General features: G+C 24.2%; 24 protein-coding genes. 15 read left to right on the forward strand and 9 right to left on the reverse strand.

The annotated features are described in order from the left end of the window. The 8 genes from MBBAR_RS10350 to hemA all read left to right on the forward strand — a co-directional run. The coding region (locus tag MBBAR_RS10350; protein ID WP_158082572.1) for a hypothetical protein at positions 1-385 on the forward strand (385 nt) is incomplete at its 5' end. Positions 386-934: 549 nt separating this feature from the next. After that, complete coding sequence (gene cofD / locus MBBAR_RS08800; RefSeq protein ID WP_080460987.1) at positions 935-1,831, forward strand: 2-phospho-L-lactate transferase; 897 nt, start codon at positions 935-937, stop codon at positions 1,829-1,831. 116 nt (positions 1,832-1,947) lie between these two features. Continuing rightward, positions 1,948-2,709 carry a GTP cyclohydrolase IIa gene (locus tag MBBAR_RS08805; protein ID WP_042703209.1) on the forward strand — a complete coding sequence of 254 codons (762 nt, stop codon included), beginning with the start codon at positions 1,948-1,950 and terminating at the stop codon, positions 2,707-2,709. A gap of 585 nt (positions 2,710-3,294) precedes the next feature. Next, the gene (locus tag MBBAR_RS08810; protein WP_080461028.1) at positions 3,295-4,014 is read left to right on the forward strand and encodes an MJ0144 family RNA dihydrouridine synthase-like protein; all 720 of its coding nucleotides are present in this window, start codon (positions 3,295-3,297) and stop codon (positions 4,012-4,014) included. A gap of 549 nt (positions 4,015-4,563) precedes the next feature. After that, the gene (gene atwA / locus MBBAR_RS08815; protein WP_080460988.1) at positions 4,564-6,153 is read left to right on the forward strand and encodes a methyl coenzyme M reductase system, component A2; all 1,590 of its coding nucleotides are present in this window, start codon (positions 4,564-4,566) and stop codon (positions 6,151-6,153) included. Positions 6,154-6,496: 343 nt separating this feature from the next. After that, positions 6,497-6,979, forward strand: a complete 483-nt coding sequence (locus MBBAR_RS08820; RefSeq protein WP_080460989.1) for a methanogenesis marker 9 domain-containing protein — start codon at positions 6,497-6,499, stop codon at positions 6,977-6,979. 347 nt (positions 6,980-7,326) lie between these two features. Next, positions 7,327-7,971 (forward strand): precorrin-2 dehydrogenase/sirohydrochlorin ferrochelatase family protein, encoded by a 645-nt coding sequence (locus tag MBBAR_RS08825; RefSeq protein WP_080460990.1) that lies wholly within the window; start codon positions 7,327-7,329, stop codon positions 7,969-7,971. Positions 7,972-8,025: 54 nt separating this feature from the next. Beyond that, positions 8,026-9,231 carry a glutamyl-tRNA reductase gene (gene hemA / locus MBBAR_RS08830; protein WP_080460991.1) on the forward strand — a complete coding sequence of 402 codons (1,206 nt, stop codon included), beginning with the start codon at positions 8,026-8,028 and terminating at the stop codon, positions 9,229-9,231. 121 nt (positions 9,232-9,352) lie between these two features. Here the strand turns inward: hemA and MBBAR_RS08835 are convergent, their stop codons facing one another. After that, positions 9,353-10,075 carry a DUF4013 domain-containing protein gene (locus tag MBBAR_RS08835; protein ID WP_080460992.1) on the reverse strand — a complete coding sequence of 241 codons (723 nt, stop codon included), beginning with the start codon at positions 10,073-10,075 and terminating at the stop codon, positions 9,353-9,355. Positions 10,076-10,461: 386 nt separating this feature from the next. Between MBBAR_RS08835 and MBBAR_RS08840 the strand changes: the two genes are divergently transcribed. After that, the gene (locus MBBAR_RS08840) at positions 10,462-10,950 is read left to right on the forward strand and encodes a TspO/MBR family protein (RefSeq protein WP_080460993.1); all 489 of its coding nucleotides are present in this window, start codon (positions 10,462-10,464) and stop codon (positions 10,948-10,950) included. A gap of 565 nt (positions 10,951-11,515) precedes the next feature. On the opposite strand, the gene MBBAR_RS08845 is transcribed toward MBBAR_RS08840, so the two are convergent. The 7 genes from MBBAR_RS08845 to rnhB form a co-directional block, all read right to left on the reverse strand. Next, positions 11,516-11,980, reverse strand: coding sequence for a GyrI-like domain-containing protein (locus MBBAR_RS08845; protein WP_080460994.1), 465 nt, complete (start codon positions 11,978-11,980; stop codon positions 11,516-11,518). Between the two features lie 172 nt (positions 11,981-12,152). After that, entirely contained in the window at positions 12,153-13,388 is a 1,236-nt protein-coding gene (locus MBBAR_RS08850) for a molybdenum cofactor synthesis domain-containing protein (RefSeq protein WP_080460995.1), read from the reverse strand. A gap of 129 nt (positions 13,389-13,517) precedes the next feature. Continuing rightward, entirely contained in the window at positions 13,518-14,282 is a 765-nt protein-coding gene (locus MBBAR_RS08855) for a coenzyme F420-0:L-glutamate ligase (RefSeq protein ID WP_080460996.1), read from the reverse strand. Positions 14,283-14,387: 105 nt separating this feature from the next. After that, positions 14,388-15,014 carry an IMP cyclohydrolase gene (locus tag MBBAR_RS08860; RefSeq protein WP_080460997.1) on the reverse strand — a complete coding sequence of 209 codons (627 nt, stop codon included), beginning with the start codon at positions 15,012-15,014 and terminating at the stop codon, positions 14,388-14,390. Between the two features lie 258 nt (positions 15,015-15,272). Further along, a complete protein-coding gene (locus tag MBBAR_RS08865; protein WP_080460998.1) occupies positions 15,273-15,677 on the reverse strand; it encodes an ExbD/TolR family protein in 405 nt (134 codons plus the stop codon). Positions 15,678-15,695: 18 nt separating this feature from the next. Beyond that, the gene (locus MBBAR_RS08870) at positions 15,696-16,544 is read right to left on the reverse strand and encodes a MotA/TolQ/ExbB proton channel family protein (protein ID WP_080460999.1); all 849 of its coding nucleotides are present in this window, start codon (positions 16,542-16,544) and stop codon (positions 15,696-15,698) included. 561 nt (positions 16,545-17,105) lie between these two features. Next, a complete protein-coding gene (gene rnhB, locus MBBAR_RS08875) occupies positions 17,106-17,687 on the reverse strand; it encodes a ribonuclease HII (RefSeq protein WP_249025059.1) in 582 nt (193 codons plus the stop codon). On the opposite strand from rnhB, the gene MBBAR_RS10575 reads away from it, so the two are divergent. Continuing rightward, a complete protein-coding gene (locus tag MBBAR_RS10575) occupies positions 17,629-17,772 on the forward strand; it encodes a hypothetical protein (RefSeq protein WP_249025061.1) in 144 nt (47 codons plus the stop codon). The genes rnhB and MBBAR_RS10575 overlap by 59 nt on opposite strands. 421 nt (positions 17,773-18,193) lie before the next feature. Here the strand turns inward: MBBAR_RS10575 and MBBAR_RS08880 are convergent, their stop codons facing one another. Further along, positions 18,194-18,910, reverse strand: a complete 717-nt coding sequence (locus MBBAR_RS08880; protein WP_080461001.1) for a CPBP family glutamic-type intramembrane protease — start codon at positions 18,908-18,910, stop codon at positions 18,194-18,196. 577 nt (positions 18,911-19,487) lie between these two features. On the opposite strand from MBBAR_RS08880, the gene MBBAR_RS08885 reads away from it, so the two are divergent. The 5 genes from MBBAR_RS08885 (at position 19,488) to MBBAR_RS08905 (ending at position 25,365) form a co-directional block, all read left to right on the forward strand. Further along, entirely contained in the window at positions 19,488-20,222 is a 735-nt protein-coding gene (locus tag MBBAR_RS08885) for an archaetidylserine synthase (protein WP_080461002.1), read from the forward strand. A gap of 215 nt (positions 20,223-20,437) precedes the next feature. Then, the gene (locus MBBAR_RS08890) at positions 20,438-22,444 is read left to right on the forward strand and encodes a DUF515 domain-containing protein (RefSeq protein ID WP_080461003.1); all 2,007 of its coding nucleotides are present in this window, start codon (positions 20,438-20,440) and stop codon (positions 22,442-22,444) included. A gap of 699 nt (positions 22,445-23,143) precedes the next feature. Further along, positions 23,144-23,818 (forward strand): class E sortase, encoded by a 675-nt coding sequence (locus MBBAR_RS08895; RefSeq protein ID WP_080461029.1) that lies wholly within the window; start codon positions 23,144-23,146, stop codon positions 23,816-23,818. A gap of 39 nt (positions 23,819-23,857) precedes the next feature. Then, entirely contained in the window at positions 23,858-24,253 is a 396-nt protein-coding gene (locus MBBAR_RS08900; RefSeq protein WP_080461030.1) for a dihydroneopterin aldolase family protein, read from the forward strand. Positions 24,254-24,732: 479 nt separating this feature from the next. Continuing rightward, a complete protein-coding gene (locus MBBAR_RS08905) occupies positions 24,733-25,365 on the forward strand; it encodes a hypothetical protein (RefSeq protein ID WP_080461004.1) in 633 nt (210 codons plus the stop codon). Positions 25,366-25,493 lie beyond the last annotated feature (128 nt).

The raw sequence follows: 25,493 nt of genomic DNA on the forward strand, positions 1-25,493 counted from the left end.
ATTAACAGTAGATATTCTCTTAAAACTCCTAAAACTACAAAGAATATTAAGTACTTCTTATAATAAGAAAACCAGAATATTGAAGGTGGTTGTTAAGAATTTGGGCTCTGGTGTTGGTGTTATAAGCTATATTATAAAACGTAATAAGCCTGTTTATAATGGTCGAAACATTAGAGTTTCTAGATATACTTATACTAATTATCATCCAAGGAGTGTGTTTAAGGCTTATAGTGTTAAAGCTCTGAAATCACATAAAATAACTAAGATTAAGGTGACTAAAAACACATCTTATAAAAAGAAAGGTATTGCTGTTTATAGTGTTGCTAAAAATCTTAAAACAAATCAGAAAACTCAAACAATAGTTTACAGTAAGAAAAAAACTTAATATTCAAGTAACAAACAAAAAAATAAAGAAACTTATAATTAGTTTAAAATATTTTATTTACAGATGGAGACTTATTTTTTTCTCTCCTATTTTTACTTCATTTTTTTTTAAATTTTTAGATTTAATAAAATATAATCCAGTATATCGATTTATGAAATAACACTGATTTTAATTAAAAATCTTATTAAAAAGTATTAATTAACAATTTAGCTAATAAAATTATTATTATTATTTTTATTATTATTATTATTATTATTATTTTAAAATATTGAATCTAAAGTTAACATAATAAACCTAATAGGGTATTATCATATAATATTATTATATAGTATTATTATATAATATTATTATTTAGTATTTTATTATTATCAAAATAAAATATAAAATTATATAAACCAATAAAATTAATTTAAATTATTAAACTATATTGATTATTAATTTAGATATATTCAATTAATTTAAACTTGTTTAATTTCAATTCAAACCTATTTAATTAATATAAATCTATTTCATTAAGTTTAAAAATATAGATAAAAAAAGGTTATTAATTTGATCGCGATATTATCTGGTGGAACAGGAACTCCAAAATTAATTCAAGGAATTAAAAATATTCATAGTCCTTCTGATTTGAATATAATTGTTAATACTGTTGAAAATGATTACTTTTCTGGTGTATATGTAGCAGCAGATATTGATACAGTTCTTTATACTTTAGCTGATATTATAAATGATGAAACTTGGTATGGGATTAAAGGAGATACATTTTTTACAAATGAATCTCTTGAAAAATTAGATTGTCCAGAACTTCTAAGAATAGGGGATCAGGATAGAGCTACAAAGATCCAAAAGACAATTCTCATGGAAAAGTATGGGCTTAGTAAAGCTGTGGATATTCAAAGAAAAAAGATGGGAATAGAATCAAAAGTAATTCCAATGAGTGATGAACACTCTGAAATAATTGTAAAAACAGATATAGGTCACCTTAAGTTTCATGAATTCTTAATAAAGCATCAAACCAAACCAAAAGTATTTGGAATAGAATACACTGATATAAACCCTAGTTCAAATATTATAGAGACAATAGAAAACTCAGAAATGGTTATTATTGGACCTTCAAATCCTATAACTTCAATTCTCCCAATAGTTAATCTTGAAGGAGTTGAAAAAGCACTGAAAAATAGCTATGTAGTTGCAGTTTCTCCTATAATAGGAGATAATCCTGTTAGTGGACCTGCTGGGAAATTTATGGGGTCTATGGGTTATGAAGTTTCTTCTTTTGGTGTTGCATCAATTTATAAGAGCTTTTTAGACAAATTTGTAATTGATGTTGTCGATACAAAGCTAAAGAATAATATAGAGAATATAATTGAAGAAGTTCTTGTAACTAATACTAATATGAAAACTATTTCTGATAAAGAAGAGTTAGCTAGAATATTGTTAGAATGATTAAAATATATAAAAATATATTTAAGTACCAATAATAAAAAGGATAAATGTGATGAAAAGGTTCTATTGTAAAAATCTATATGTGATATTTACTTTAATATTAAGGTGAGATTAATATGATACAAATGACATTAATTCAGATTGATAATTACGGCCCATGGACAGTTACTCCAAACCCTCGAAACGAATCAGATCTTCAAATTTTACAAGCAGAATTATTTGCAGATGTTCAAAGACAGATAGCTATGAAAAAAGGACTTGTATTTTATACTAGATTTGATAATATGCTGGCAGTAACAAATGGTCTTAATGAAGAAGACCATATGAGAATCCAAAGATCAATAAGAAACAGATACCCTATTACTATTAGTATGGGTGTTGGAACTGCAAAAACACCATATGAAGCTCAAAAAATAGCCACTGAAGTTCTTCAAAAAAATGGAGGGGCTCAATCTGAAGATAGAACTGAAATTTTAGCTATTGATTCACTTGTAAAACCAGAAGATAGCTTTGTTCAGATGGCACATATAGATATAAATGGAATTACAGAATCTTTAACCGATATTATACCTGCATTTGATACTAATTTCCTTGTTAATAAAGCTCAACATTATCTTATGACAAAATTAATTGAAAAAGGTGCTCTTTTATTCTTTATAGGTGGGGATAATTTCATGTCTCCGTGTAATGAATTAACTACCAAAGATTTAATGGAAATAATTGAAGAAATCGATGAAGAAATCGATATACCTTTAAAAGCTGGTGTTGGAAGAAGTGATAATGCTGAAGATGCTGCTTATATGGCAGATCTAGGTCTTGAAGAAATAAGAGAAAGAAATAATGAAGAATTGGTTTATGTTTTAGAAAAAACAAACTAATGATCATAAATAATAATCATAACTAATAATCATATTATAATAAAATATAAATTATAAAAATTATAGATTATAATAAAGTAAAGGTTGTAATAAATTATATTTACAATAAATTTAGATTTTATTAAGTTATAGACTTTATTAGATTATATACTTTATTAAATTATATACTTTTATTAAATTATAAATTTTATTAGATTGATATTTAATAATCATTTAAAATTAATATTTAATGATTATTTCAAATAATATCTAATATTGTTTCACAATTTTATTAATAAAAAAATCATTTTATTAAATGGTTTTTATTTTGGAATATTATTTTTTAGATTCATTTAAAATTATATAAATTTATCACAGATTATATATTAGATTATAATATCATTAATATTATTAACATTACTTATTAAGATTATTAATACTATTAATATCATCAATACCATTAAGATTATTATATTATTAGGTTATTATCATTAATATTATTAACATTATTAAGATTACTAAGACTACTACGATTATTAATAGTATTAGATTATTCAGATGTTGAAATTTAAATATGGAGATAATATGATTAAAGTACTTGCTCCAATGGCAGGAATATCCAATAGTAACTTTGCATTGAAACTTATTCCATATGGATTTGATGTTATTACTCTTGGAGGTTATAATACAGATAATAAAACAATAAATGCTGGGGAAAAAATTCTAAAAAGAGGAAGGGCTGAGTTTAATATATCTGAAGAAGATTTGGTTTCTCATATTGAAAGTGAAGTAAATATAATAAAAAATAAACACCCTGAAATTGATGTTTCGGTTAATCTTCGTGCTATTTCGCCAGAACCAATTATAGAAATTAGTAAAATTAATAATTTAGATATTATAGAGATTAATGCACATTGCAGACAGAAAGAATTTTTAGAAATTGGCTGTGGACAGGAAATGCTTACTAATCTTAACAAACTAAATGATTTTGTTAGTGAGGTTGTTAAAAAATTAAAATCAAAACAAAAAGTTTCTGTTAAAGTTAGAGCAAATGTTCAAGGCGTTGATAGTGTAAATATAGCTAAAACAGTGGAAAAGGCTGGTGCAGACTATCTTCATATTGATGCGATGAAACCAGGGTTTCCTACTGCAGATTTTGATATAATAAAGAAAATAGCTAATGAAACAAATATTTTTATCATTGGAAATAATTCTATTACTGATATTGAAAGTGGACAAAAGATGATTAATTCTGGTGCATCTGGAATATCAATTGGGAGAGCTGCAATTAATGGAAAATTAAATTTTGATATTTCTAAAATATGAAATTATTAGATTAGATGTCAATATTAATTAGATATCAATTATAATATATATCATATGTATTAACTCATAATGTGTTAATTATATTGAGAGAATTAATTATAGTAATAGTATTAATTATAGTATATATTAATTATAATAATAAAATATTTATTATTATAATATATTAGATTTTAATAAAACATTTTATATTATAATATATTAGATTTTAATAAAACATTTTATATTATAATGTATTAGATTTTAATAAAACATTTAAATATAATGATAAAAAGTAAAGTATTATGGTATTATATTAAATTATTATGATAGAAATAACAGGGTATTATGATTATCTATTGAATTATTACAATTAAATAGTAAAGTATTATAAAAATTATACAAACATTAATTTTAAATGTTATAAGCGTGAATATTATAATACTGAGAGTGTATTTTAATAATCAAATAAATATAACGATAATTATATTATTAAATCGTTTAATATTTTATTTTGAATACTTAATCAAGATATTATTGATATACAATCAATTAATTTTTAAAGGTGGAGATATGTCTTTTATAGAACTTAAAAACATTACAAAAACATTCAATGGAGTTGCTGTTTTAAAAAATTTGAATGTTGAAATCGAAGAAGGAAATGTTCTTGGAATTCTTGGTAGAAGTGGCTGTGGAAAATCTGTTCTAATAAATATGTTAAGGGGAACTAAAGAGTATAAGCCAGATAGTGGACAGATGATTTTCAACATAGCTATATGTAATAAATGTTCTCATGTAGAGCCTCCATCAAAAGTAGGGGAAACTTGTAAATGTGGGGGTGAATTAAAAGCTAAAACTGTTGATTTTTGGCATTCTGATAGAAAAGACTTTGCAGAAATCAGAAAAAGAATAGCAATAATGCTTCAAAGGAATTTTGCTCTTTATGAAAGAGAAACTGTAATAGAAAATGTTTTAAGAGCAATGGAAGAGGGTGAATATGAAGATAATCTTTATAAAGCTTTAGATCTTCTTGATATGGTTCAGATGAGTCATAGAATTACTCATGTTGCCCGTGATTTAAGTGGTGGGGAAAAACAGAGAGTCGTTCTTGCAAGACAAATGGCTAAAGAACCTATGCTATTTTTAGCTGATGAGCCAACTGGAACTTTAGATCCACAAACTGCAGAATATCTCCATCAAACATTAATTAATGGTGTTAAAAATAAGGGAATAACCATGGTAATCACTTCTCATTGGCCAGAAGTAATGAATAAACTTGCAGATCAAGTTATATGGTTAGATAATGGGGAAATTATTGAAAAAGGACCTTCAACTGAGGTTGTAAAGCATTTCTTAGAAACTGTACCTTTACCTAAAAAAGTTGATGAAGTTGAATATGGTGGGCCAGTAATTGATGTAAAAGATGCTAAAAAACATTATTATTCTATTGAAAGAGGAGTTATTAAAGCTGTTGATGGTGTTGACCTAAACATCAATAAAAATGAAATATTTGGAATTGTTGGTCTTAGTGGGTCTGGAAAAACTACATTATCAAGAATGCTGATTGGTTTAACTGAACCTAGTAGTGGGGAAATAAAAGTTAAATTAGGGGATGAATGGATTGATATGACTAAGCCAGGTCCTTTAGGTAGGGGTAGAGTTATACCTTATATTGGATTACTTCATCAAGAATATTCATTGTATCCTTATAGGTCTGTTCTTGAAAATTTAACTGATTCTATAAGCTTAGAACTTCCTGCAGAGTTTGCTAAGATGAAAGCTATTCACACATTAAATGCAGTAGGCTTTGATAATGAGTATTCTAACACTATATTAAATAAAGAACCTAATGAACTAAGTGGTGGAGAACGTCATAGGGTAGCAATTGCCCAAGTATTAATTAAAGAGCCTAATATAATAATATTGGATGAACCAACTGGAACAATGGATCCTATTACAAGAGTACAAGTTACAGATTCTATATTGAAAGCTAGAGAAGAATTAGAACAAAGTTTTATTATTATTTCTCATGATATGGATTTTGTAATCGATGTGTGTGATAGAACTGCTTTAATGAGAGGAGGAAAAATCCTTAAAATAGGAGATCCTAAAGATATAGTAAAAGAATTGACTCCTGAGGAAGAAGAAAAAATGCTAAATTAATTATAAATTCTTTTAGCTAAATTATATTTATAATTTAATAATTATAAAAAATTATTAATATTTATAAAATTATTACTATTTATCTAATTAATATTAACAATAATATCATTTTTATTATATATTAATTTTATTAGTATATTCTTTATTACTATATCTTTTATTAATAAATTTTTTATTAATTAAGTTAAATAATAAGTTATATATATTTTAATTAGATATAGTAAGTCATTGTTGACTTATATTTTAAAATTAGTTGAGAAAAATGACTAATATTATAGTAAATAATAAATATTATTATTAAATAATTACAATTAAATATATAAATCTTATCGGAGGATTATTAATGGTATGGGATGATGCACCATCACATGTATGTAGGGGTGGAGACAGTAGGGCATTAGCTTTTTGTTGTCCACCAGTAAAACCTTGTCCAATATTACATGCTCTTGATGATGTAAATTTAACTCCTCAAGAATACATGGATATTAAGGAGGACTTTGCAAAAAAAACTAGACTTGGTGAAGGAGCAGGAACTTGTTTTGGATCTTTAGTCTGGTGTTGTAAAACATCAAAACCTTGCCCACTAAGGGATATGGTTTTAAGAAATATTGATATGGATGTAGATGAGTATTTAACTCTAAAAAAACAATTATCAGAAGCTTTAGTAGGGAGTGATATTAGTAATAGTGATGATAATGTTAATGCTCTAGCTGATGCTTTTTCAATTAGTGATGAAGAGGCATTTAAGGTTCTTCATGATTGTGATAATGATTTAAGGACTGCTATGAAATTACTTAGGATGAAGGCTTTAGAGAATTCAGAATAAATATTTTTTATAATATCTTGATATAATAAATCTTATTAATAATATAAGATTTATAATTAAATATAGTTTATAATTAAATATATTTTATAATTAAATAAAATTCATAGTTAAATAAATTCATAAATAAAATTTATAATTAAAATTTATTATTATAATTTATAGTTAATATTCTAGCTAATTATATTTATAATTAATATTCTAGCTAATTATAATTTATAATTAATTAATAGAATATAATCGAATGATTTATGATTATATTTTAAATATACTTTGTATTTCTATCTTTATTTAAATTTTATTATATTTTACATTTTTATTAATTAATTTATATTTATAGAGGGCTTTTTATGGGATGGACTTCACTTTTTTTAGATGTTAATGGAAAAAAGGTATTTATATTAGGTACTGGTGAGGTTGCACATCGAAGAGCAGATAGATTTCTTGAAAATGGCTCAAAAGTTATCTTGTCTGGTAATAAAATATCAAAAGATTTATCTGATAAAGGAGCAATTTTAGAAGAAGATGGATCTAAAGAGACCTATAAAAAATTAGTTGACTGGGCAGATATTGTAGTGGTAGCTAGTGGAGATAAAGCTAACAATGATTATGTTTCACATATTAGTAAAGATAAATTGTTAAATAGGGCAGATTTCCCTGAAAAAGGAGACCTTGTTGTTCCAACCAGTTTTTGTATCGATGATATTCAGATATCGATATTTACTAATGGAAAAAGCCCTTTAATGGCTCGTGAGCTTAGAAAAAAGATTCAAAACATAGTTTCTGATGAAGATATACTTCAAATCAAGCTTCAAGATTTCTCAAGAAAAATTTTAAAGGAAAAATTTGATAATCAAAAAGTTAGAAAAGAATACCTCTATAAAATTCTTAATAATTCTAATATTTCCAAACTTTTAAAAGAAGGAAAGTTAAAAGAAGCTGAAAATTATGTTGAAAAAATTATAAACAATAATGATAACAATAATGATAGATAATATGATAAATAGCAATGATAAATAGTAATGATAGATAGTAATGGGGGATAGTTGTTGATAATCAATCTGAGAGTAGATCATAAACTTGCAAGCATTGAAACAATGGAAAAAACAGCGAAAGATTTGGAAGTGATATTTCATAATCTTAAAGAAGAATTGGATGTTCAAGAATATATTGAAATAAGTACTTGTAATAGAGTTGAGTATTATATAAATACTGATATTGTTAGCTATGAAAATGATTGTTTAAAAACAGATAATGAAAATATAATTATTCATTATGATGATATAGCTATAATTCATCTTTTCAGAATGGCTTCTGGGTTGGAATCAATGATAATTGGTGAAGATCAGATATTAGGTCAAATTAAAAGTGCTAAAAAAAGAAGTATTGGTGAAAATCATTGTGGTAAGGTACTTGATGCTCTTTTTACAAAAGCTATTCATGTTGGGCAAGTTGTAAGACAAAGGACTAATATAAATAGGGGCTCTGTTTCTATTGGATCTGCAGCTGTGGATTTGGCAGAGGAAAATATTGGGAATTTGGAAGGTAAACATGTTTTAGTGATTGGTGCTGGAAAAATGGGGAAATTAGTGGCTAAAGCTCTCGCTGAAAAGAATTTAAAAGCTATTTTTGTTGCAAATAGGACTTATTATAGGGCTGTTAGATTAGCTGAAGAACTCAATGGAAAAGCTATTCTTCTCGATGAACTAAGTCAATGTTTACCAACAGCAGATGTTATAATAAGTGCTACTGGAGCACCACATACTATTTTAAACAAAGAAAGAATTGAGAATTTTATAGATACTAAAAAATCTTCATCAATAATTATGATTGATATAGCTAACCCCAGAGATATTGATGAAGATGTTGAAAATATTGGTGTTAAACTTTTCAATATTGATGATCTAAGAGGAATTGCTTATAAAAATAAAGAATTAAGAGAAAATGAAGTTAAAGAAGCAGAAAAAATAATAGACTCTGAATTCACATTACTTAAAAATTCTTTTAAATTAATGGAAGTGGAAGATATTTTAGCTGATATTCGTTTATCAATGGAGAATATCCGAACAAAAGAAGCTTTAAAAGCTTCTTCTAAGCTTTCAGATATTGAAGGTAGTGCTAAAATAATTGACAATATGTCTAGATCTATTGTTAATAAAATATTTCATGATATGTCTTCAAATATTAAAAAAGTTGCAGAAGAAGAGAATCATGATGTTATAGAAACATTAAAATGTATATTTAAAGAAAATTAGTTAGAAACATAATCAAAAAAATACTCAGAAAAATATTCAGAAAAATACTTAGGAAAATACTTAGGAAAATATTTAGGAAAACACTCAGAAAACCCTCAAAAACATAATTATCCTATTAAGATTAATCTTCTTTAAAATGATATCTTCCTATTAATCCTGTGAATCGTGCTGAAAATACTGTTAAAAATGGCAGTATAGTAAAACTCATAATTATTAATATTAACGGGTGCATATTTTCAGAAATATCAGATAAAATAGGCTGAATGATTAATGTAAATAATAACAATAATGAAAATGAGCTTATTAAATTACTAAACCCCATATTTTTTAATTTTTTTAATATTGTTTTAATTTCAAATGCTGTTCTTAATTTTGAATGCTTATATTCATAGTGTATAATTGCACTTTGCATGATCACTAATGAGAAAAATAATGAGAAAATAAATATTATTAGCAGTATTAAAGTTGAAATATCATCTGAAAATATTATAATTTCAAAAATTGCTATTATTAATATTATAATAGGTATTGTTGAATAAACTAACAATATTAAAAGTTCTTTTATTCCTCTCCAGATTAAATTTTTGATATTTTTGAATTTAGGATGATTATCTGAGCCAAATAAAGTATTTTCAATTATTGTAGCAATATATCCTCCTTCTATAAACAGAAAAATTGATATTGGGATAAACAATATAATACCTAATATTGAATATTCATTAGTAATATATATACTAAAACTTATAGACCATAAAAGAAATCCAAAAAAAATGAAATCTTTTTTTCCTTTTAGAGAGTATTTTATAGAGTCAATAATCATTTCTTTTGTATTCATTTTTTTCATAATATAACTATATATTTCATATTAGTATTTATATTTAATATATTATCTTATTCTTTCTTTAGCAGTTTTCTTTAAATATCAATTATTTATCTAATTATTTAGCTTTAGAACATTCATATTATTTGTTCTTCATGTATACTAACTTCCATATGAATAATAGTATTTTAAATTGTTTTTATTACATTTTACATAATATTTATATATTTTTATATACATAATATATAATATATACAAAAAATATTTTTAACATATTAAAATTGTCTTAAATTATTATTTGATTTATTATTTAATTTGATATTTAATTTAATGTTTAGTTTATTATTTGGTTTATTATTTTCAGTGTCATTTTCAATATCATCTTTAATATTTTTATAGGGGTTATTATAATGGAAAATTTTAAAAAAGAAGATATTATTAAATTGGGAATTTCTTTATTAATTGTTTATATAATTGCTTTAATAGGATCTTTTATCACATACCCTGAAATATCTACATGGTATGCTTCCCTTGCAAAACCAAGTTGGACACCTGCCGGCTGGGTTTTTCCAATTGTATGGAATATTCTTTATATTTTAATCAGTATCGGTCTATTTTTTGTTTGGAAAGATGGAATTAAAGATAAAAAAGTTAAAATAGCATTATATGTGTTTGCTGTACAACTGGGTTTAAATTTACTATGGTCTATAGTTTTCTTTGGATTTCACTCTTTAAATGGTGGACTTGGAATCATTATCTTATTATGGTTATTTATACTTCTAAATATAATTGTTTTTTATAGAGTATATAAATTAGCAGGAATAATATTAATACCTTATATAATATGGGTCACTATAGCTATGTATTTAAATTATACTGTTTATATTTTAAACTTTTAATATTTAAATTTCATTATTTTTCTTTATATAATTTATTAAGGATTTATAAATAAAAAAGTTAAAATAAAAAGACTAAAAGATTAAAAGGCTCTATTAATGTAAAATAATAAAAATATTAATAAACACAATATACAAATACCAAGACCTATTCAAATAGAAATTCCTAAACAAATTATAAAAAGGTGACATCCCAGATAGCTAAAAAACTTGATTTGAGAATTAATCAAGTTAGTACCTTAAAAGAATTATCTGCGAAAAATATATCTAAACACCCATGATTTCAGAAAACTAAGAGGACAGCACTTATATTTAGATGGAAATAACTTAGAGATTATCCAAAGTTTATATGCACATAATTTCATTAGACTAAACAATAGAATATTTACAAATATAAGAAATAGAAGTAAAATAAAATGTTATTATGGGATACTAGTTAATTAATAAAAATAAGAAGTAAGTGGCTAGCTAATTTTTTAACATTTTTCAAATGAAAATTTATACTATTTTTTCTGTATTAAGAAAAAATAGAAAGTGTGTTAAAAACAGTAGAAAACTGAATGGAAACCTACATTTTTATAACTGGAAATTGAATTTCAGTAAGTAACTCTTCTTCTTGAACTTCATGAGGGCTATTGATATAAATTTCTTTAGGAGAACCAATAATATCATAATTGTGTTTAATTGAATATTCAACCATTTCTTTATAAGATTCACTTAATGTTTCATAAGATCCTTTATGAATAATTGATATAACCCTATGTTCTAAAAGTTCCACTACTTTTATTTCACCTTCTTCACTAAGCTCAGTATCTTTTGAAACAGGAATTCCTATATCATAAACCATTTCATCAGGCTTTGTGTTTTGAGGACTAGTAAAATAAATAGCAAATGGACTTCCAACAACCTTAACCTTGTTAGCTTCTGCCCATGAAAGTAACTTTGCAATAAGTATATCCATATCTTCAACATTTCCATTATAATTAATTATAGCTAATTTTTCCTCTTCAATTATTTTATCTTCTATTTCCATTTTTTCACCATATTTGATTTATTTTACTATAATTTATCTTAACCCTAATTAATTTATCTTATCCTTAATTAATTTATTTTATCCTTATTTAATTTATCTTATTATTATTAATTTATCTTATCATTACTAACTTATTTTAATTTTATTTAATTTATAATATTAATTTATTAATTTATTTAAAAAGTGTGACTGTAACTTTTTCCCCTTCATCTAAAAGCTCTATATTTTTTGGAATTTTTATATATCCGTCTGCATGAGCAAGAGATGTTATTGCACCAGAGTCTTTTATAATAGGATAAGCAAGATTTTCTTTCACATGTACTAAACTATAATGCATTCTCCCTTTTGGTGAATGAATCCTTTTAGATAAAGTAACATTAACTTTTGAATTACTTTCACCAGGTTTTCCAGCTATTTTCCTAATATTTGGTATTATAAAAACATAAAAAATGATTAATGCTGATACAGGATTTCCTGGAAGCCCAATAACAACCTTTTTACCTACTTTTCCAATAATTGTAGGTTTTCCTGGTTTTACTGAAATTCCATGAAGAATTACTTCTCCAATATCCTCTAAAACATTTCTTAATACATCTCCAACTCCTGCTGAAGTTCCACCTGAACAAACAATAATATCTGAATCTTTAAGTGAATTTTCTATATTTGTTTTTAATTCATGGTAATTATCTTTTACTATTCCTTTAGAAACAGCTTCAGCTCCATTGGATATGGCTGCATTTTTAATAGAATAGCTATTAACATCATATATTTTACCATATTCAATAGACTCATTTTCCATTACAAGCTCGTTTCCAGTAGATATTACTCCAATTTTAGGTTTTTTAAACACTTCAACCTCTTTTATACCTTGACCTGCTAAAACACCTATCTTATCAGGACTAATGATTGTTTTTTCTTTTAAAAGTAGCATATCTTTTTTAATATCAGACCCTTGAAGTGCCACATCTTGATTTGGAGCTACACTTTTTAAAATGTAAATCTTATCATATTCTTCATTTTCATTTTCTCGGTCAGTAAATTCAACCATAGCTATTGCATCTGATCCATTTGGAATAGGTGCACCGGTACTTATTTCAATGCACTCTCCATTTTCAATCGTTTTTTCACTAAATGAACCTGCTTCAATACTATCAATACACTTTAATATTTTAGGAGCTTCATCAGTAGCTCCAAATGTATCTTCTGCTTTTACAGCATATCCATCCATAAGTGAACGATTAAATGGAGGAAGATCCATTAAGGCAGCAATATCTTTAAAAATAACTTGATCATGACTATCTTCAATAGGAATATTTATTGATTTTTGGGGATAAAGTTCATCAAAAAGATTTTTTATGATTTTTTTTGCTTCATCTGCTTCTTTTATTTTTAAAAACTCAGTTCCCATATTTAATTATCTCCTGATCTCTTTATAAATTTATTTTATAAAAATAAATTACTATAAACATAAATTATTATATAAACAAAATTACTATATAAAAATAATTTATTATATAAGAATATTCTTTTAAAATGATTAATTTCTAAATACATCAAATTCTTTTTCTCTTATCAATGGTTTTATATTTGATTGAGTATTTTTTAGTTTATCAAAATTTTCAAAGCCTCTTATTATTACTATTGGAACCCCTTCGTTGGCTTGACCCATTAAAAGTGATGCAGCAGCAGCTAATTCATCTGCAACACCTATTTCAGTAGTTTGAAGTTCTCGCCCATAAAGGTCTTTTTCTCCAATCCTCTTCCAAATGGGGGAAATTCCAATACAACCAATAGCTACACCCACTGCCCCATTTCTAAAAGCTCTTCCTTGAGTGTCAGTTATTATAACTCCTATGTTCTTTCCAGTTTTATTTTTTAAAGATTCATAAATCTTTTTTGCTGATTTATCAGGGTCTATTGGCATTGGGGTGGCTAATCCTTCTTCAACATTGGATTCATCAATTCCTGCATTTGCACAAACAAATCCATGTTTAGTTTCACTAATAATAAAATCAGGACCGACTGCTATAATTTCTTTAGATTCATTGATTATTGATTCAACAAGTTTTGGATCTTTTTTACTTTTTTCTGCTAATTTTTTAGCTTTAGAGCTAGGATTTATTTTTTTTAAGTCAATATAATTTCCTTCAGCTTTTGATATTAGTGTTTCTGCTATTAATATTATATCTCCATTTTTCAAGCTGTCTTTTTGTTTTTTAAGAGAAGATAATATTAGCTCATCAATATCCTCTCCTTTTATTACTAAAGGAATTTCTGTTAATCCAAAAAGTTCTAATTTCATAATTTAAAACCATTGATTTTTTATATTTAATATATTTTTTATATTTAATATCTTATTGATTCTATATCTTATTAATTCTAATTAAATATAATAATTAATAAATAATCACAAGTTTATTGATTTGATTTTCCATTTTCCATCAAACACTGACCCTACAGAAGCTACAGGATTTGTAAAATTTTCAAATTCACCTTCATCAAGTATGAATTTTGCAGAGGATTCTGAATCACTTGCTATAAAATCTACTTCTTTAGGAGATTGGCATTCGTATGTTGATATGAAAAAAGCTTTATTTTTACTTATTTTCTCTACTAATATTTTTTCATGAGTTACTATTCCAATATAACCTTCATATTCTTCTTCATTAGTTTTTGGCTTTATAACTGCTGCTATTCTAGGAGTATTATAATCATCTTTTTCATAATCCATTGCCATTAAGGATATTGTCAAAGCATCTTTTATATTCATTCCTACAGATATTTTATCTGCTATAACATCGGTATGGGATCCATTAGAAACTATGGCTATGTTATCAATGATTTTGACACAATTGTAAGCTATATATGCATTTTCAAATATATCTGTTTCATATCCTTCTTTTGGTATTATAGCTGCTTTATCTTTAAAACTTTTCGCCATTCTATTTGGAAAAGACCTACTAGATACTCTATATGCTATGAATGGATTTCCTTCTTTATTCATTCCTGCGGATACTATTCTTCCTAAATACATTTTATTCCCTCTTTATTTTTTTATTATTTCTTTATTTGTTATTCTTTTTATTTATTTAGCTATTCTCTCTTAAATTAGATAATAATATTAATAACAATAATAAACAACAATAATAATATAATCAATACTAGTAATATAAAAATGCTAGTAATAGAATTAATAAATATTAATAATTATATTAGTAATAATATTCTTAATAATATTAATAAAAAATATTTCAAAATTTATTGTTTTTGTTTAATTTCCAGTTTAGGTACTTCAATTTGGAGAACGTACTGCTTGTTCTGGACTCATGCCTGGAGGTGTTACAATAATAATAGATCTTTCTTTTGGTTTTATACTAATTTCTCCTTCATCTATAACCTTCGTCTGAACAGCTATGGCATGATCTTTAATAAGTGGGGACATATCTTGTCCATTCACAATAACCTTCTCTAAACCTGCTACTGGTATTAAATAATACTCAGAATTCCCAGTTGTATCAGTTATATTAGGTTTTCCTGTAGCACCATCTGTAGCATCTTGGATTCCTCCACCACTAAAGCTACTTGTAACTACTAAGAATATTAATAGTGTGAATAAAATATCAATAAATGGAACAAGGTTAAATTGGGGACTTGTATCCTTTAATTTTTCTTTATGTCTTTCAATATCTAATGACATATAATACCTTCATAGTTTTTATTGTTTCAATTTACTTTCAGTTATTTCTGATTTTATATCACATTTTTCTAATATGATATTGTTTATACTTTTTTCAAGCATACTTGGCTTAAATGATATTTGTATGTTGGATTGGGTAATATCATCTCCAATTATCTCTCTTGTGTTAACTATTCCTTCAGCCTCTTTTAATGCTTCTAATGCACAAGGTACATTTTCACTAACTTTAATTTTAGCAACTGCGTAACTCCAGTTAGTCATTTTATTAGCTAACTCTATTTTATCCATTTCTGTAGATATGAGGCTTTTTATATAAGTTTGAATTGGTAATAATATAATTGCTGTAGCTAAACCAACTATTGTTGTGATAAGTGCAATATATATTCCTTCTGCCATTGCAGTACTATTTGCCTCAACTCCCAATGTTCTAAAAGTCATCCAAATACCAATCACTGTCCCAATAAGTCCTAAAAATGGTGCAAGTTCAATTATTGTTTTTAAAGTATTAAGACCCTTTGTCATTTTACTTAATTCAACAATGAAAACTTGTTCCATTCCTTCTTCAACTTCAGTTTTATTCTTATATCCTATTTTAAGAGCTTCAGATATAATTTTTGAAACAGGATTTTTGTAGTGGCTTATTGATTTTAGTGCTTCGATAGCACCTCCTCTGTTCATTGCTTCTATGACAGTTCCCATAATTTCAGTAGTATCAGATTTACTTATACTTCTAAGATAACGTATTTTTTGTATTGATGTTAGTAAACCATAAATTCCGATAAGAACTATTATGTATGTTATTATTCCTCCACTTTGGAATATCTCTAAAAGACTATTAAATATGCCTGTTAAAAATTCGATTATCATATTATCCTCTAAGTAGTTATTATAACAATGTAAATTTGTATATTATAAATTTGTATATTATAAATTTTTATATTATAAAATTATATATTATAGATTTGTATATTATAACTTGTATATTACAAAATTGTATCACAAAATTGTATTTCATAAATTTTTATATTATAAATTATCTATTTTATTAATGATATTATCACTTTCCTAAATAATATTATTAATATATTCTCTTAATTATTATCAATTAATAATTAACAATTATATTAAAATTATATTGACAATTATTTTATTTAATAATTATTTAACAATTATCTTATTTAACTATATATTTAAAAATTTTATTTAATAACTATTTAAAATTATTTAATAATTATTTAATAGTTATTTTTAATAGCTATTTAAAAATTATTCAGAAGCTATTCAGAAGCTATTTAGAAGTTATTTAGAAATTATTTAGAAATATATAGTTAAATAAGATATAAATATTATATAAGTATTATTTAAAAGTTATTTAAAAATTAGCTTATTATTTAAGTTGATAATGATTTAAATTTAATTATAAATTATTTAATTCTTTTTAGAGCTTTTTTTAATATTTTGCACTGTTTTCCAGGATTTTCTAACTATATCTGGCATCTCATCGTAAGTAAATTTTTCTAAAAACTTTTTAGTTTTAGGATCACTTGGATATCCTGATCCCATTTCCCCTATTTTTCTATAATCCTTTTTTAAGTGTTCTATTATCATATCTCTTTCATATTTGGCTATTATAGATGCTGCTGCCACTTGAATGTATTTATCATCGGCCTTATGCTCAGATATAACATTAGTGCTCCTTGTAATAGATTTTATTTCCTTTTCTAATCTTTTTGGTTTTACATCAACAGAGTCTATAATTACGCAGTCACAATCTAATTGATTAATAATTTTTAACATAGCTATTTTCTCTATTTCATTTAAATTAACATCATTTGCCCTTAATTTATCAATGTCTTGGGCTGTTATTTCAACAGTTTCATATTCAAACATATTTTTTAATTTTCGGGATAAAACTTTTCTTCGTGTTGGTGTTAATTTTTTTGAGTCTTTTATGCCCATTCTTTCTAATACCGGAATCTTTTCATCAGGAATTACAACTCCTGCAACTATTAATGGACCAATTACAGGACCTCGCCCTGCTTCATCTATTCCTAAAATGTTCATTTGTTCACCATTGATTATTCTGAAATTGTAAAAACAATCTAATAAAGAATTAATAAAAATGTAAAAATAAAAAATATGAAAATAATATGAAAATAAAAAATTAATGAAAAATATTATGATTTAAAATATAATAAGTTTATTTCTAGTAAGTTTATTTCTAATAATTTTATTTCTAATAAGCTTATTATAATTTATTTTACTATTTATACCATTTATTTTACTAATATTTTTAAATTAATAATTTAATCTTGATTATTATACTAATTATTTTCTAATATTTCTATAATTATTTCTATAATTATTTTTATAGTTATTTTATAATAATTAATTTGTATAATTTCTTTATAAATTATTAGATTATAATACTATTTATAACTATAATAATAGAATTAACTATAATAATATAATAATCAATTAATTTTATTATAATGATTATAATAATGATTATATTTTTATAATATTAGTAAACCTGGTAAAAATGTTATTGTATCAAAGATTAAATGTATTAAAAAGGATACAAAAATGTTCTTTGTTTTCAAATAAGCAAACATTGTAAATATTGATCCCAATCCCTGAATAAGCAATACAGAAATTAAATTATCATAAGCAGGTAAATGTATTAATCCAAATATTATTAAAACAATTATTGTTGAAATAACTATGCTTATCTTTCTATTTTCAGTAACTTTGTAAAAAATTGTTAAAAATATTAAAAACGGTATAATTTTCAATAGCTCTTCACCAAAAATCTGAAAAGGGAATAATACCCAGAAAAACAATGAATTTAACTCTGTAAAAACAGGATTACTTTGGATATGCATATTAAAAATATGCATCATGATAAATCCTACAGTAATTGAGAAAATAAATTCTAAGATTATTAAGATTGGAATTAACTTAAAATCATTTTTTTGAAATTTTTTACATATTAAATCATATTTCCAGTTTGTTACAATACCAAAAAATAAAAAAGGCAGTATAAAATATAGCAAATTTTCAAAACGCCCTCCAAATGAATGGGGCGTGAAAATTAATATAAAAGGTATTATAACTGATATTGCTAAAAGAACCCATCGTGCAATGCTTAATTTAGGATTATCATTATAGAAAGGGAAATCTAATTTTTTTCTTTCAAATTTAAAAAAGTTTTTTTCATTTAAATCTTTCATTTTGATCACTATTTATTATTGATTTTTTATTATATTAATATATTACTAAAAAATATTAATATATCTCTAAACAGATATGCAATAAATAACTAATTTTCTATAATTTTTATTTTAACGTTTTACTTTGAACTTTTACAAAATTTTTGCATTTTAATTATACTTTTAAGAATTTTTATAATTTTTCAATAACTTTTACAATAATACGTTATTTTTTTATAAATGTTATTTTTATTAATGTGTTTAACATATTTTTTTTATATTTTTTATATTTTTTTTATATTTTTTTTTAAAGAAGTGATACAAAATTTATTTATCTCATTTATTAACAAGTTTATAATAATAGAAATAATAATAGAATAATTATATTCGAATTTAAACTATAACTATTCAAATTGAAAATATAAAGAACAATACAAATATAAAGACTAATACAACATTTATTTAAAACTGTTTAATTTATTTCATATGATTTAATTTACTTGTTTTAGATAATTTGTTTCTTTATTATCTTTTTTTCGCCGTTTAAAAGCAAATATTAATAAATAATCAAAATAAAAACATTTTTAGGAGTCAAATTATGGAATTAAAAAAAACTAATATAGGATGTTTCATGGCAGTGCCTGATCTGATTTCATTGTTGAATTTATCATTTGGGTTTTTAGCGATTTTGATGGCTATAAATAACCAGATAGTTATTTCTGCAACTTTCATAATTATTGCACTAATTTTTGACTCTTTAGATGGATGGGTAGCTAGAAAATTATCTAGAGTTGATAATCATGGTTTTGGGAAAAACATTGATTCTTTATCTGATATTGTTTCTTTTGGTGTTGCTCCAGGAATACTTTTGTATTGTTCAGGAAAAATTTATATGGAAATCTTAGGTTTATCTAGTCAAATTCATTATTTGGATTATTTATTAGCTATTATATCATTATTTGTGGTTATTTGTGGAGTATTACGCCTTACTCGTTTTAATGTTATTGCTGAGAAGATAGATTTTAATGGATTTATTGGAATACCTATTCCAACTGCAGGAATCATTTTGGCTTCATTTATATTAACTGGATTTTTTAATATATACTTGGCTATGTTTTTAATGATAGTAGTTGGATTTTTAATGATAAGTAATATTAAGTATTCAAAACTAAATAATCCAAAAATATTGCTTATTTGTGCAATATTGGTCATTTTAACTATTGTTCCGTATAAACTAATTTATATGGGCATAAATATCCCTGCAACTATCATTTTTATAATAACTATATTATATATTCTTATGGGAATAATTAAGCATATATTTAAGAAATAATTATTATTTTCTGATGTTTAGGTATTCTTGGCTTAAGTATTTTGGTGTTTAGGTAATTTTAGTGCTTAGATTTTTTAGCATTAGATTTTCGGTGCTTAGGTATTTTTGGTTAATACAAAGAATATCTTAAATATACGAATGAACAAGGCATTTATATTCTTTCTAGCTTCTTTCCTCTATGATAACATTCTATTTTTCAGTAGAGGTTTGGTAATTTGGAAGATGATGGTGAAAAAAATAATTCTAAATTTGATATTGATAAATTAAACTTATTCAATAAATCGAAATTATTCAGTAAATTGAAATTATTTAATAGATTAAAATCATTTAATTCGACTTCAATGGATAAATTAAGATCATTAAAATTTATTAATAATTTAGAACATGATTTTAAAAATAGAAATTTTTTAAAAAATAAATTAAAGAAAGGGGTTAATAATAATAAATATGGTAAATCTAATGATAATTACAAATATAATGGATCTGATAAATCTAATAATAAACAGGGCCATGATAAAAAAAATATTGATACTATACAAAATATTAAAAATATCAGAAAAAATTTCATAAATAATCGCAGTTATAGTTTTAATAATCCAAATAGTTATAATAATCCTGATAAAGCTAACAATAATAAAATTAGCTCTGATAAATTTAATCATAATTATTTAGATGAAGTTGAAAATATTAATAAAATTAAACTTGAAAGGATTGAATCAGGAAAAACTAAATTAGGAAGAAACAAACTAGGAAAAATTAAGTCAAAAAGAAATAAATCAGAGAGAATTGAATCCAGAAGATTTAAGTCAGAAAAAAATATTAAAAATATAAAACAAAATAAAAATCCTATTAAAAGTATTAAAAGTTTATTCAATAAAAGTATTAATAATTTAAATAATAGTAATAATACTAATAACAAGGATAATATTGATAATGTAGATAATGACGTTAGTAGTAATATTGGTAACAATATTGGTAATAATATTAGTAATAATAATATTGATAATAATAATATTAGGAGTATTAATGAAGATAATAATGAATCAAAAACAATCATTGGTGCAGCTATTTTTGGTTTAATAATTATTGTTGTATTATTTTCTTCTTACTATTTTTTATTTTATCAACCTTATCAAAATGATTTGGCTGCAGCTAAGACTAATAAGTTAAATGAATTAAATTCTCTTTTTAAAGGACCTCTTTCTCTTGATAACAACGTTTTAGCACTTACTTCAGAAATTGAATTAGCTAAATCTCCTGAAGAGGTAAATGCTATTGATGTTTTAAGACCTGCTACTAGTTCGTGGAGAGAATATCATAGTAAACAGCTAAATAAAACTAAAGATGTTTTTGGTAGAGTTATGCTAAATTATGATACAAATGAGCAAGGTATTTCTATTGGGGGCAGTGAAGAAAATTCTGATTCTATTAAAGATTATAGTAAAGATTTCAGTATGAGTTCTAGTAATAATGGTAATCCTAAAAATGTTATAATGGATGTAAATGATGCTAGTTTATTTATAAGTGAAAATGATGCTATTGTATTGTCTAATATTGCATTTGAGAAGCCAGATACTGTTGCAGTTCCTATTTTGATTGATAGATTACAGGCAGGAGCGGGGTTAATATCAATAGGTTCTGTTGTTGATATTTACACTTTATCTAATAGTAGCTATCAAATTCAGTCAAATGAAGATGATTCTACAGAAGGATCTAATATTTCTACTAATGATTCTAATAATGAGAATAATAATCAAAATACTGATTTAACAACTACTAATAAAAATTCTAATTTAATAGACAATTCTCCAGACATTAGTGGTTCTACAGTTCTTGCTATTATGAGGTCAAAAGATAGTGGTGTTATAGATGCTAACTATATTAAATCTAGAACTTTGATTAATGGGAATAATACAAATCAAATCGAAAACAGCAACTCATTTTCAACTGATGTTGAAGAAATGATTAGAGGATCAATTTCTGGAGGCTATAATGAGGAACATTTTGCTTCTATTTTAAATAAATATGGCCTAAGACTCTCTGATTATGAGAGAAAGTCTAGTTTAGGTGAAATTGATGTTCAATATTTATTATTAATAGAGGTTCCAAGAGAAGACGTGTCTCATGTTATAAATAATATGGATAATATAATTTTAACTATACCTACTTCAAATGCTCCTAATTGGATGATAAATGAGTTAAAACAAGCATATTTTAGTTAAATCTATAAATAATTATAAATAATCTAATATTAATTTACTTAATATTAATTTACTAACTACTAATTTAATAAATATAATAATATGATTGATTTATTAGTATGATTGAGTTGATTAATCTAATTAAGTTGATTAATTTAATAATTGATAGGTAAACTATTTATTATTAAGTATTATTATTAAGTATTAGCATTAAGTATTAGCATTGAGTATTAATATTGAGTATTAGTATTAAGTATTAATATTAAGCATAATATTCATAAGTATAATATTCGTAATATTTAGCTGTATATTATTATTAAAATAAATATAATTTTATAGTATAAATATAATATATATATAACATATAATTAGTATAGTATTTAATATAGAATTATATAATTTTATATAGATTATATACTATTAAATTTTAATGGATAATTTTAACTTATTTTATAATCATAACTTATATAATGACTTAAATTATTATAAATATATTAATAAGAGTTTTATCTAATATATTTATTTAATAATGAGGTTTATAATTATTTGTGCTTGTTATCATGTTTGATTATTTTAATCTTAAGCAGTAAAATGTTATATATAGTTAAATTTATTTATATTAGTGATAGTATATTAATTATAGTCATTGTTTAATATTTTGGTGATATTTTGGTAAAAATTGCAACAGTTGTGGTTATTATAGGTCTTTTAGTAGTGGGTATGTATGCTTTACTAGAAGTTTCATACTACTCATCAAAGTTGTCAATTGAGAAAGACCTTTCATCCCCTGTGGTTTTGATTCCCTCTATAGGGGTAAATGAGAAAGTTAATAATGTTTCTATTTCTCAGGGTGTTTATCATGAAGAAGTTTCCAAGCTTCCTACAAAGGGAGATGTTATCCTATTTGGTCATAGGACAAGTTATAGTTCTCCTTTCTTGCGATTAAATGAGCTTAAAACAGGAGATATAGTTACTTTGGAATGGCCTGGAATAGGTCAGGTTAATTACACAGTTAAAAACTCAACTATAGTTCCAGCTAGCTATTTATTGCCAGTTCATAATGATACTCAAAGATTATATTTAATCACCTGCGATCCTCCAGGGTTTACAACAAATAGATTGATAATTACTGCTGATATGAGTAGTTTGGGTCCATTAAATGAGACAATTACAAAAGAAAATCCTAATACTCAAAATGCTTTAATAATCTGCTTATTATTTTTAGGTTTAGGTTTAATTCTTTCATACTTTTATCCAATTAAAGAGGATAGATTGTATATTTTAATTGCGGTATTAATTATATCTGGAGCTTTATTCTTTGCATATTTTGTCCCGTTTGACCCCGATATAATAGCTTCTAAAATTAATTGGTTAAACGGAGACTTTAGTACTTGATTTGAAAATTGAAATTTTATTTATGGTGAATTTTTTATGTTGAATGTTGAAAAAGAATTTTTTTCTAATATTACTTTTAGAGAAAGAGCAATATTTGAAGGAGCAATTAGTATGGGTGCTCTTTTTCACCAGTTTATTGGCACTCCTGTAAATAAGGAGACTGTAAATAGTTTAGAACTTGCTATTGAGAAATCACTTTCTCTTCAACCAGCTATTGAAAAAGTTGAAGTAGATATTAACTTAGATATTTTAGAAAGAGAAATATCTGAATTTGAATACACTTCTCTAACTGGAGATATGATAGATGTTAAAATTTACTCAAAAGTCAATAAAACTTTAGCAATTATAAGGATGAAGTTTATTGAAGAGTTAAACTATCCTTTAATGTTTATTGAAGATATTCAGGAAGATATTAATGAAAATATTCAAAAATAATTAAAAGTTAGTTAAAAGTTAGTTAAAACTTAGTTAAAACTTAATTAAAAGCTAGTTAAAAGCTAGTTAAAAGCTAGTTGAATTTGTTTAAAAAATATTTTTCAATTATATAGTTTTTAAACATAAATTAAATTATTTTACTTATTTTTATAAATTTTATTTTTAAATTTAACTTAATTTATATAAGTTAATTTATATATTACCAATGAAAAATATATGAAGATTATAAAAGAATAAATTTAAATATTAATAGAATAAATCTTATTATGTTACATGGTAAGTACATAATTTTTAAAAAAATTTCATTTGATTTTTAATATTTTGGAGTAAAAAAGATTTTAAATTTAAGTTTCCATTATAAAATTGTTTTACAATATTTTTAATTATTCTTTTATCTTAATAATTATCTATAATTTTTAATTTAAAGAATGGTTAAATTCACATCTCTTTAGAGTGTATTGTACACAGGAAGTGAACATATGATAGAAGATAAAATACAAGTTCTAAGAAAAGCTGCTAAAGTTTCTAATGAACAAAGTTCAGACAAATTATGGTGTGTTGCTGCTGGAAATGAAGAACTAGTTAATAACATTGCTTACACAGCTATAGCTTCTAAAGATCGTGTTAAGATACTCTTCAGAGAACATATTACTTTGGAAGAATCTTATGTTCATAAAAAATTTGATTTTATCATGTTATATGGAGACTCTGATAAAATACGTGAACTTAGCTATGTCTGTAAAGAGAATGGAGGGGCTTATATTCAAATTGCTCCTTTTTATGTAGGCAATGAACCTAATTTAACTTTACTTGTGGCTCCAGATGATGCTCTTAAAAAACTTGTAGGGGATGCAGAAAGAAATAATTCTCAATTTTCTATATTATTAGAAGATCAAACTACTGGATTTATTGAAACTGATTTACATCTAAGAATTAACCTCCCTAATTTTTTACAGACTATGTTAGCTCCATTATTTAATATGAGTGATGTTGTTTTATCAACGATTCTTATATCAATTGAAAATGAAGAAGATATTGGGAAAATTAGAAAAATTGCTGATAAGAATAATGTATTTTTAATTGATTTCAAAGATATTGTTGAGAATAAATAAAATTTTAAAATAATAAAATTTTGAAATAATAATTTTGAAATAATATTTTTAAAATAATATTCTAAAATAAAAATATTCTAAAATAAATAAAATTTTTATGTATTTATATATTTAATTCATTGTTAATT

Source organism: Methanobrevibacter arboriphilus JCM 13429 = DSM 1125, assembly GCF_002072215.1.
Classification (GTDB): domain Archaea; phylum Methanobacteriota; class Methanobacteria; order Methanobacteriales; family Methanobacteriaceae; genus Methanobinarius; species Methanobinarius arboriphilicus.

What these genes read in the sequence shown, in the direction of transcription:
- MBBAR_RS08810 (WP_080461028.1), top strand. Translation starts at nt 3,295, where the DNA reads ATGGCAGGAATATCCAATAGTAACTTTGCATTGAAACTTATTCCATAT.
- MBBAR_RS10575 (WP_249025061.1), top strand. Translation starts at nt 17,629, where the DNA reads ATGCCCATTCTTTCTAATACCGGAATCTTTTCATCAGGAATTACAACT.
- MBBAR_RS08805 (WP_042703209.1), top strand. Translation starts at nt 1,948, where the DNA reads ATGATACAAATGACATTAATTCAGATTGATAATTACGGCCCATGGACA.
- MBBAR_RS08845 (WP_080460994.1), bottom strand. Translation starts at nt 11,980, where the DNA reads ATGGAAATAGAAGATAAAATAATTGAAGAGGAAAAATTAGCTATAATT.
- MBBAR_RS08855 (WP_080460996.1), bottom strand. Translation starts at nt 14,282, where the DNA reads ATGAAATTAGAACTTTTTGGATTAACAGAAATTCCTTTAGTAATAAAA.
- MBBAR_RS08870 (WP_080460999.1), bottom strand. Translation starts at nt 16,544, where the DNA reads ATGATAATCGAATTTTTAACAGGCATATTTAATAGTCTTTTAGAGATA.
- MBBAR_RS08905 (WP_080461004.1), top strand. Translation starts at nt 24,733, where the DNA reads ATGATAGAAGATAAAATACAAGTTCTAAGAAAAGCTGCTAAAGTTTCT.
- MBBAR_RS08825 (WP_080460990.1), top strand. Translation starts at nt 7,327, where the DNA reads ATGGGATGGACTTCACTTTTTTTAGATGTTAATGGAAAAAAGGTATTT.
- MBBAR_RS08835 (WP_080460992.1), bottom strand. Translation starts at nt 10,075, where the DNA reads ATGAAAAAAATGAATACAAAAGAAATGATTATTGACTCTATAAAATAC.
- MBBAR_RS08860 (WP_080460997.1), bottom strand. Translation starts at nt 15,014, where the DNA reads ATGTATTTAGGAAGAATAGTATCCGCAGGAATGAATAAAGAAGGAAAT.
- MBBAR_RS08895 (WP_080461029.1), top strand. Translation starts at nt 23,144, where the DNA reads ATGTATGCTTTACTAGAAGTTTCATACTACTCATCAAAGTTGTCAATT.
- MBBAR_RS08880 (WP_080461001.1), bottom strand. Translation starts at nt 18,910, where the DNA reads ATGAAAGATTTAAATGAAAAAAACTTTTTTAAATTTGAAAGAAAAAAA.
- MBBAR_RS08885 (WP_080461002.1), top strand. Translation starts at nt 19,488, where the DNA reads ATGGAATTAAAAAAAACTAATATAGGATGTTTCATGGCAGTGCCTGAT.
- MBBAR_RS08840 (WP_080460993.1), top strand. Translation starts at nt 10,462, where the DNA reads ATGGAAAATTTTAAAAAAGAAGATATTATTAAATTGGGAATTTCTTTA.
- MBBAR_RS08820 (WP_080460989.1), top strand. Translation starts at nt 6,497, where the DNA reads ATGGTATGGGATGATGCACCATCACATGTATGTAGGGGTGGAGACAGT.
- atwA (WP_080460988.1), top strand. Translation starts at nt 4,564, where the DNA reads ATGTCTTTTATAGAACTTAAAAACATTACAAAAACATTCAATGGAGTT.
- MBBAR_RS08850 (WP_080460995.1), bottom strand. Translation starts at nt 13,388, where the DNA reads ATGGGAACTGAGTTTTTAAAAATAAAAGAAGCAGATGAAGCAAAAAAA.
- MBBAR_RS08865 (WP_080460998.1), bottom strand. Translation starts at nt 15,677, where the DNA reads ATGTCATTAGATATTGAAAGACATAAAGAAAAATTAAAGGATACAAGT.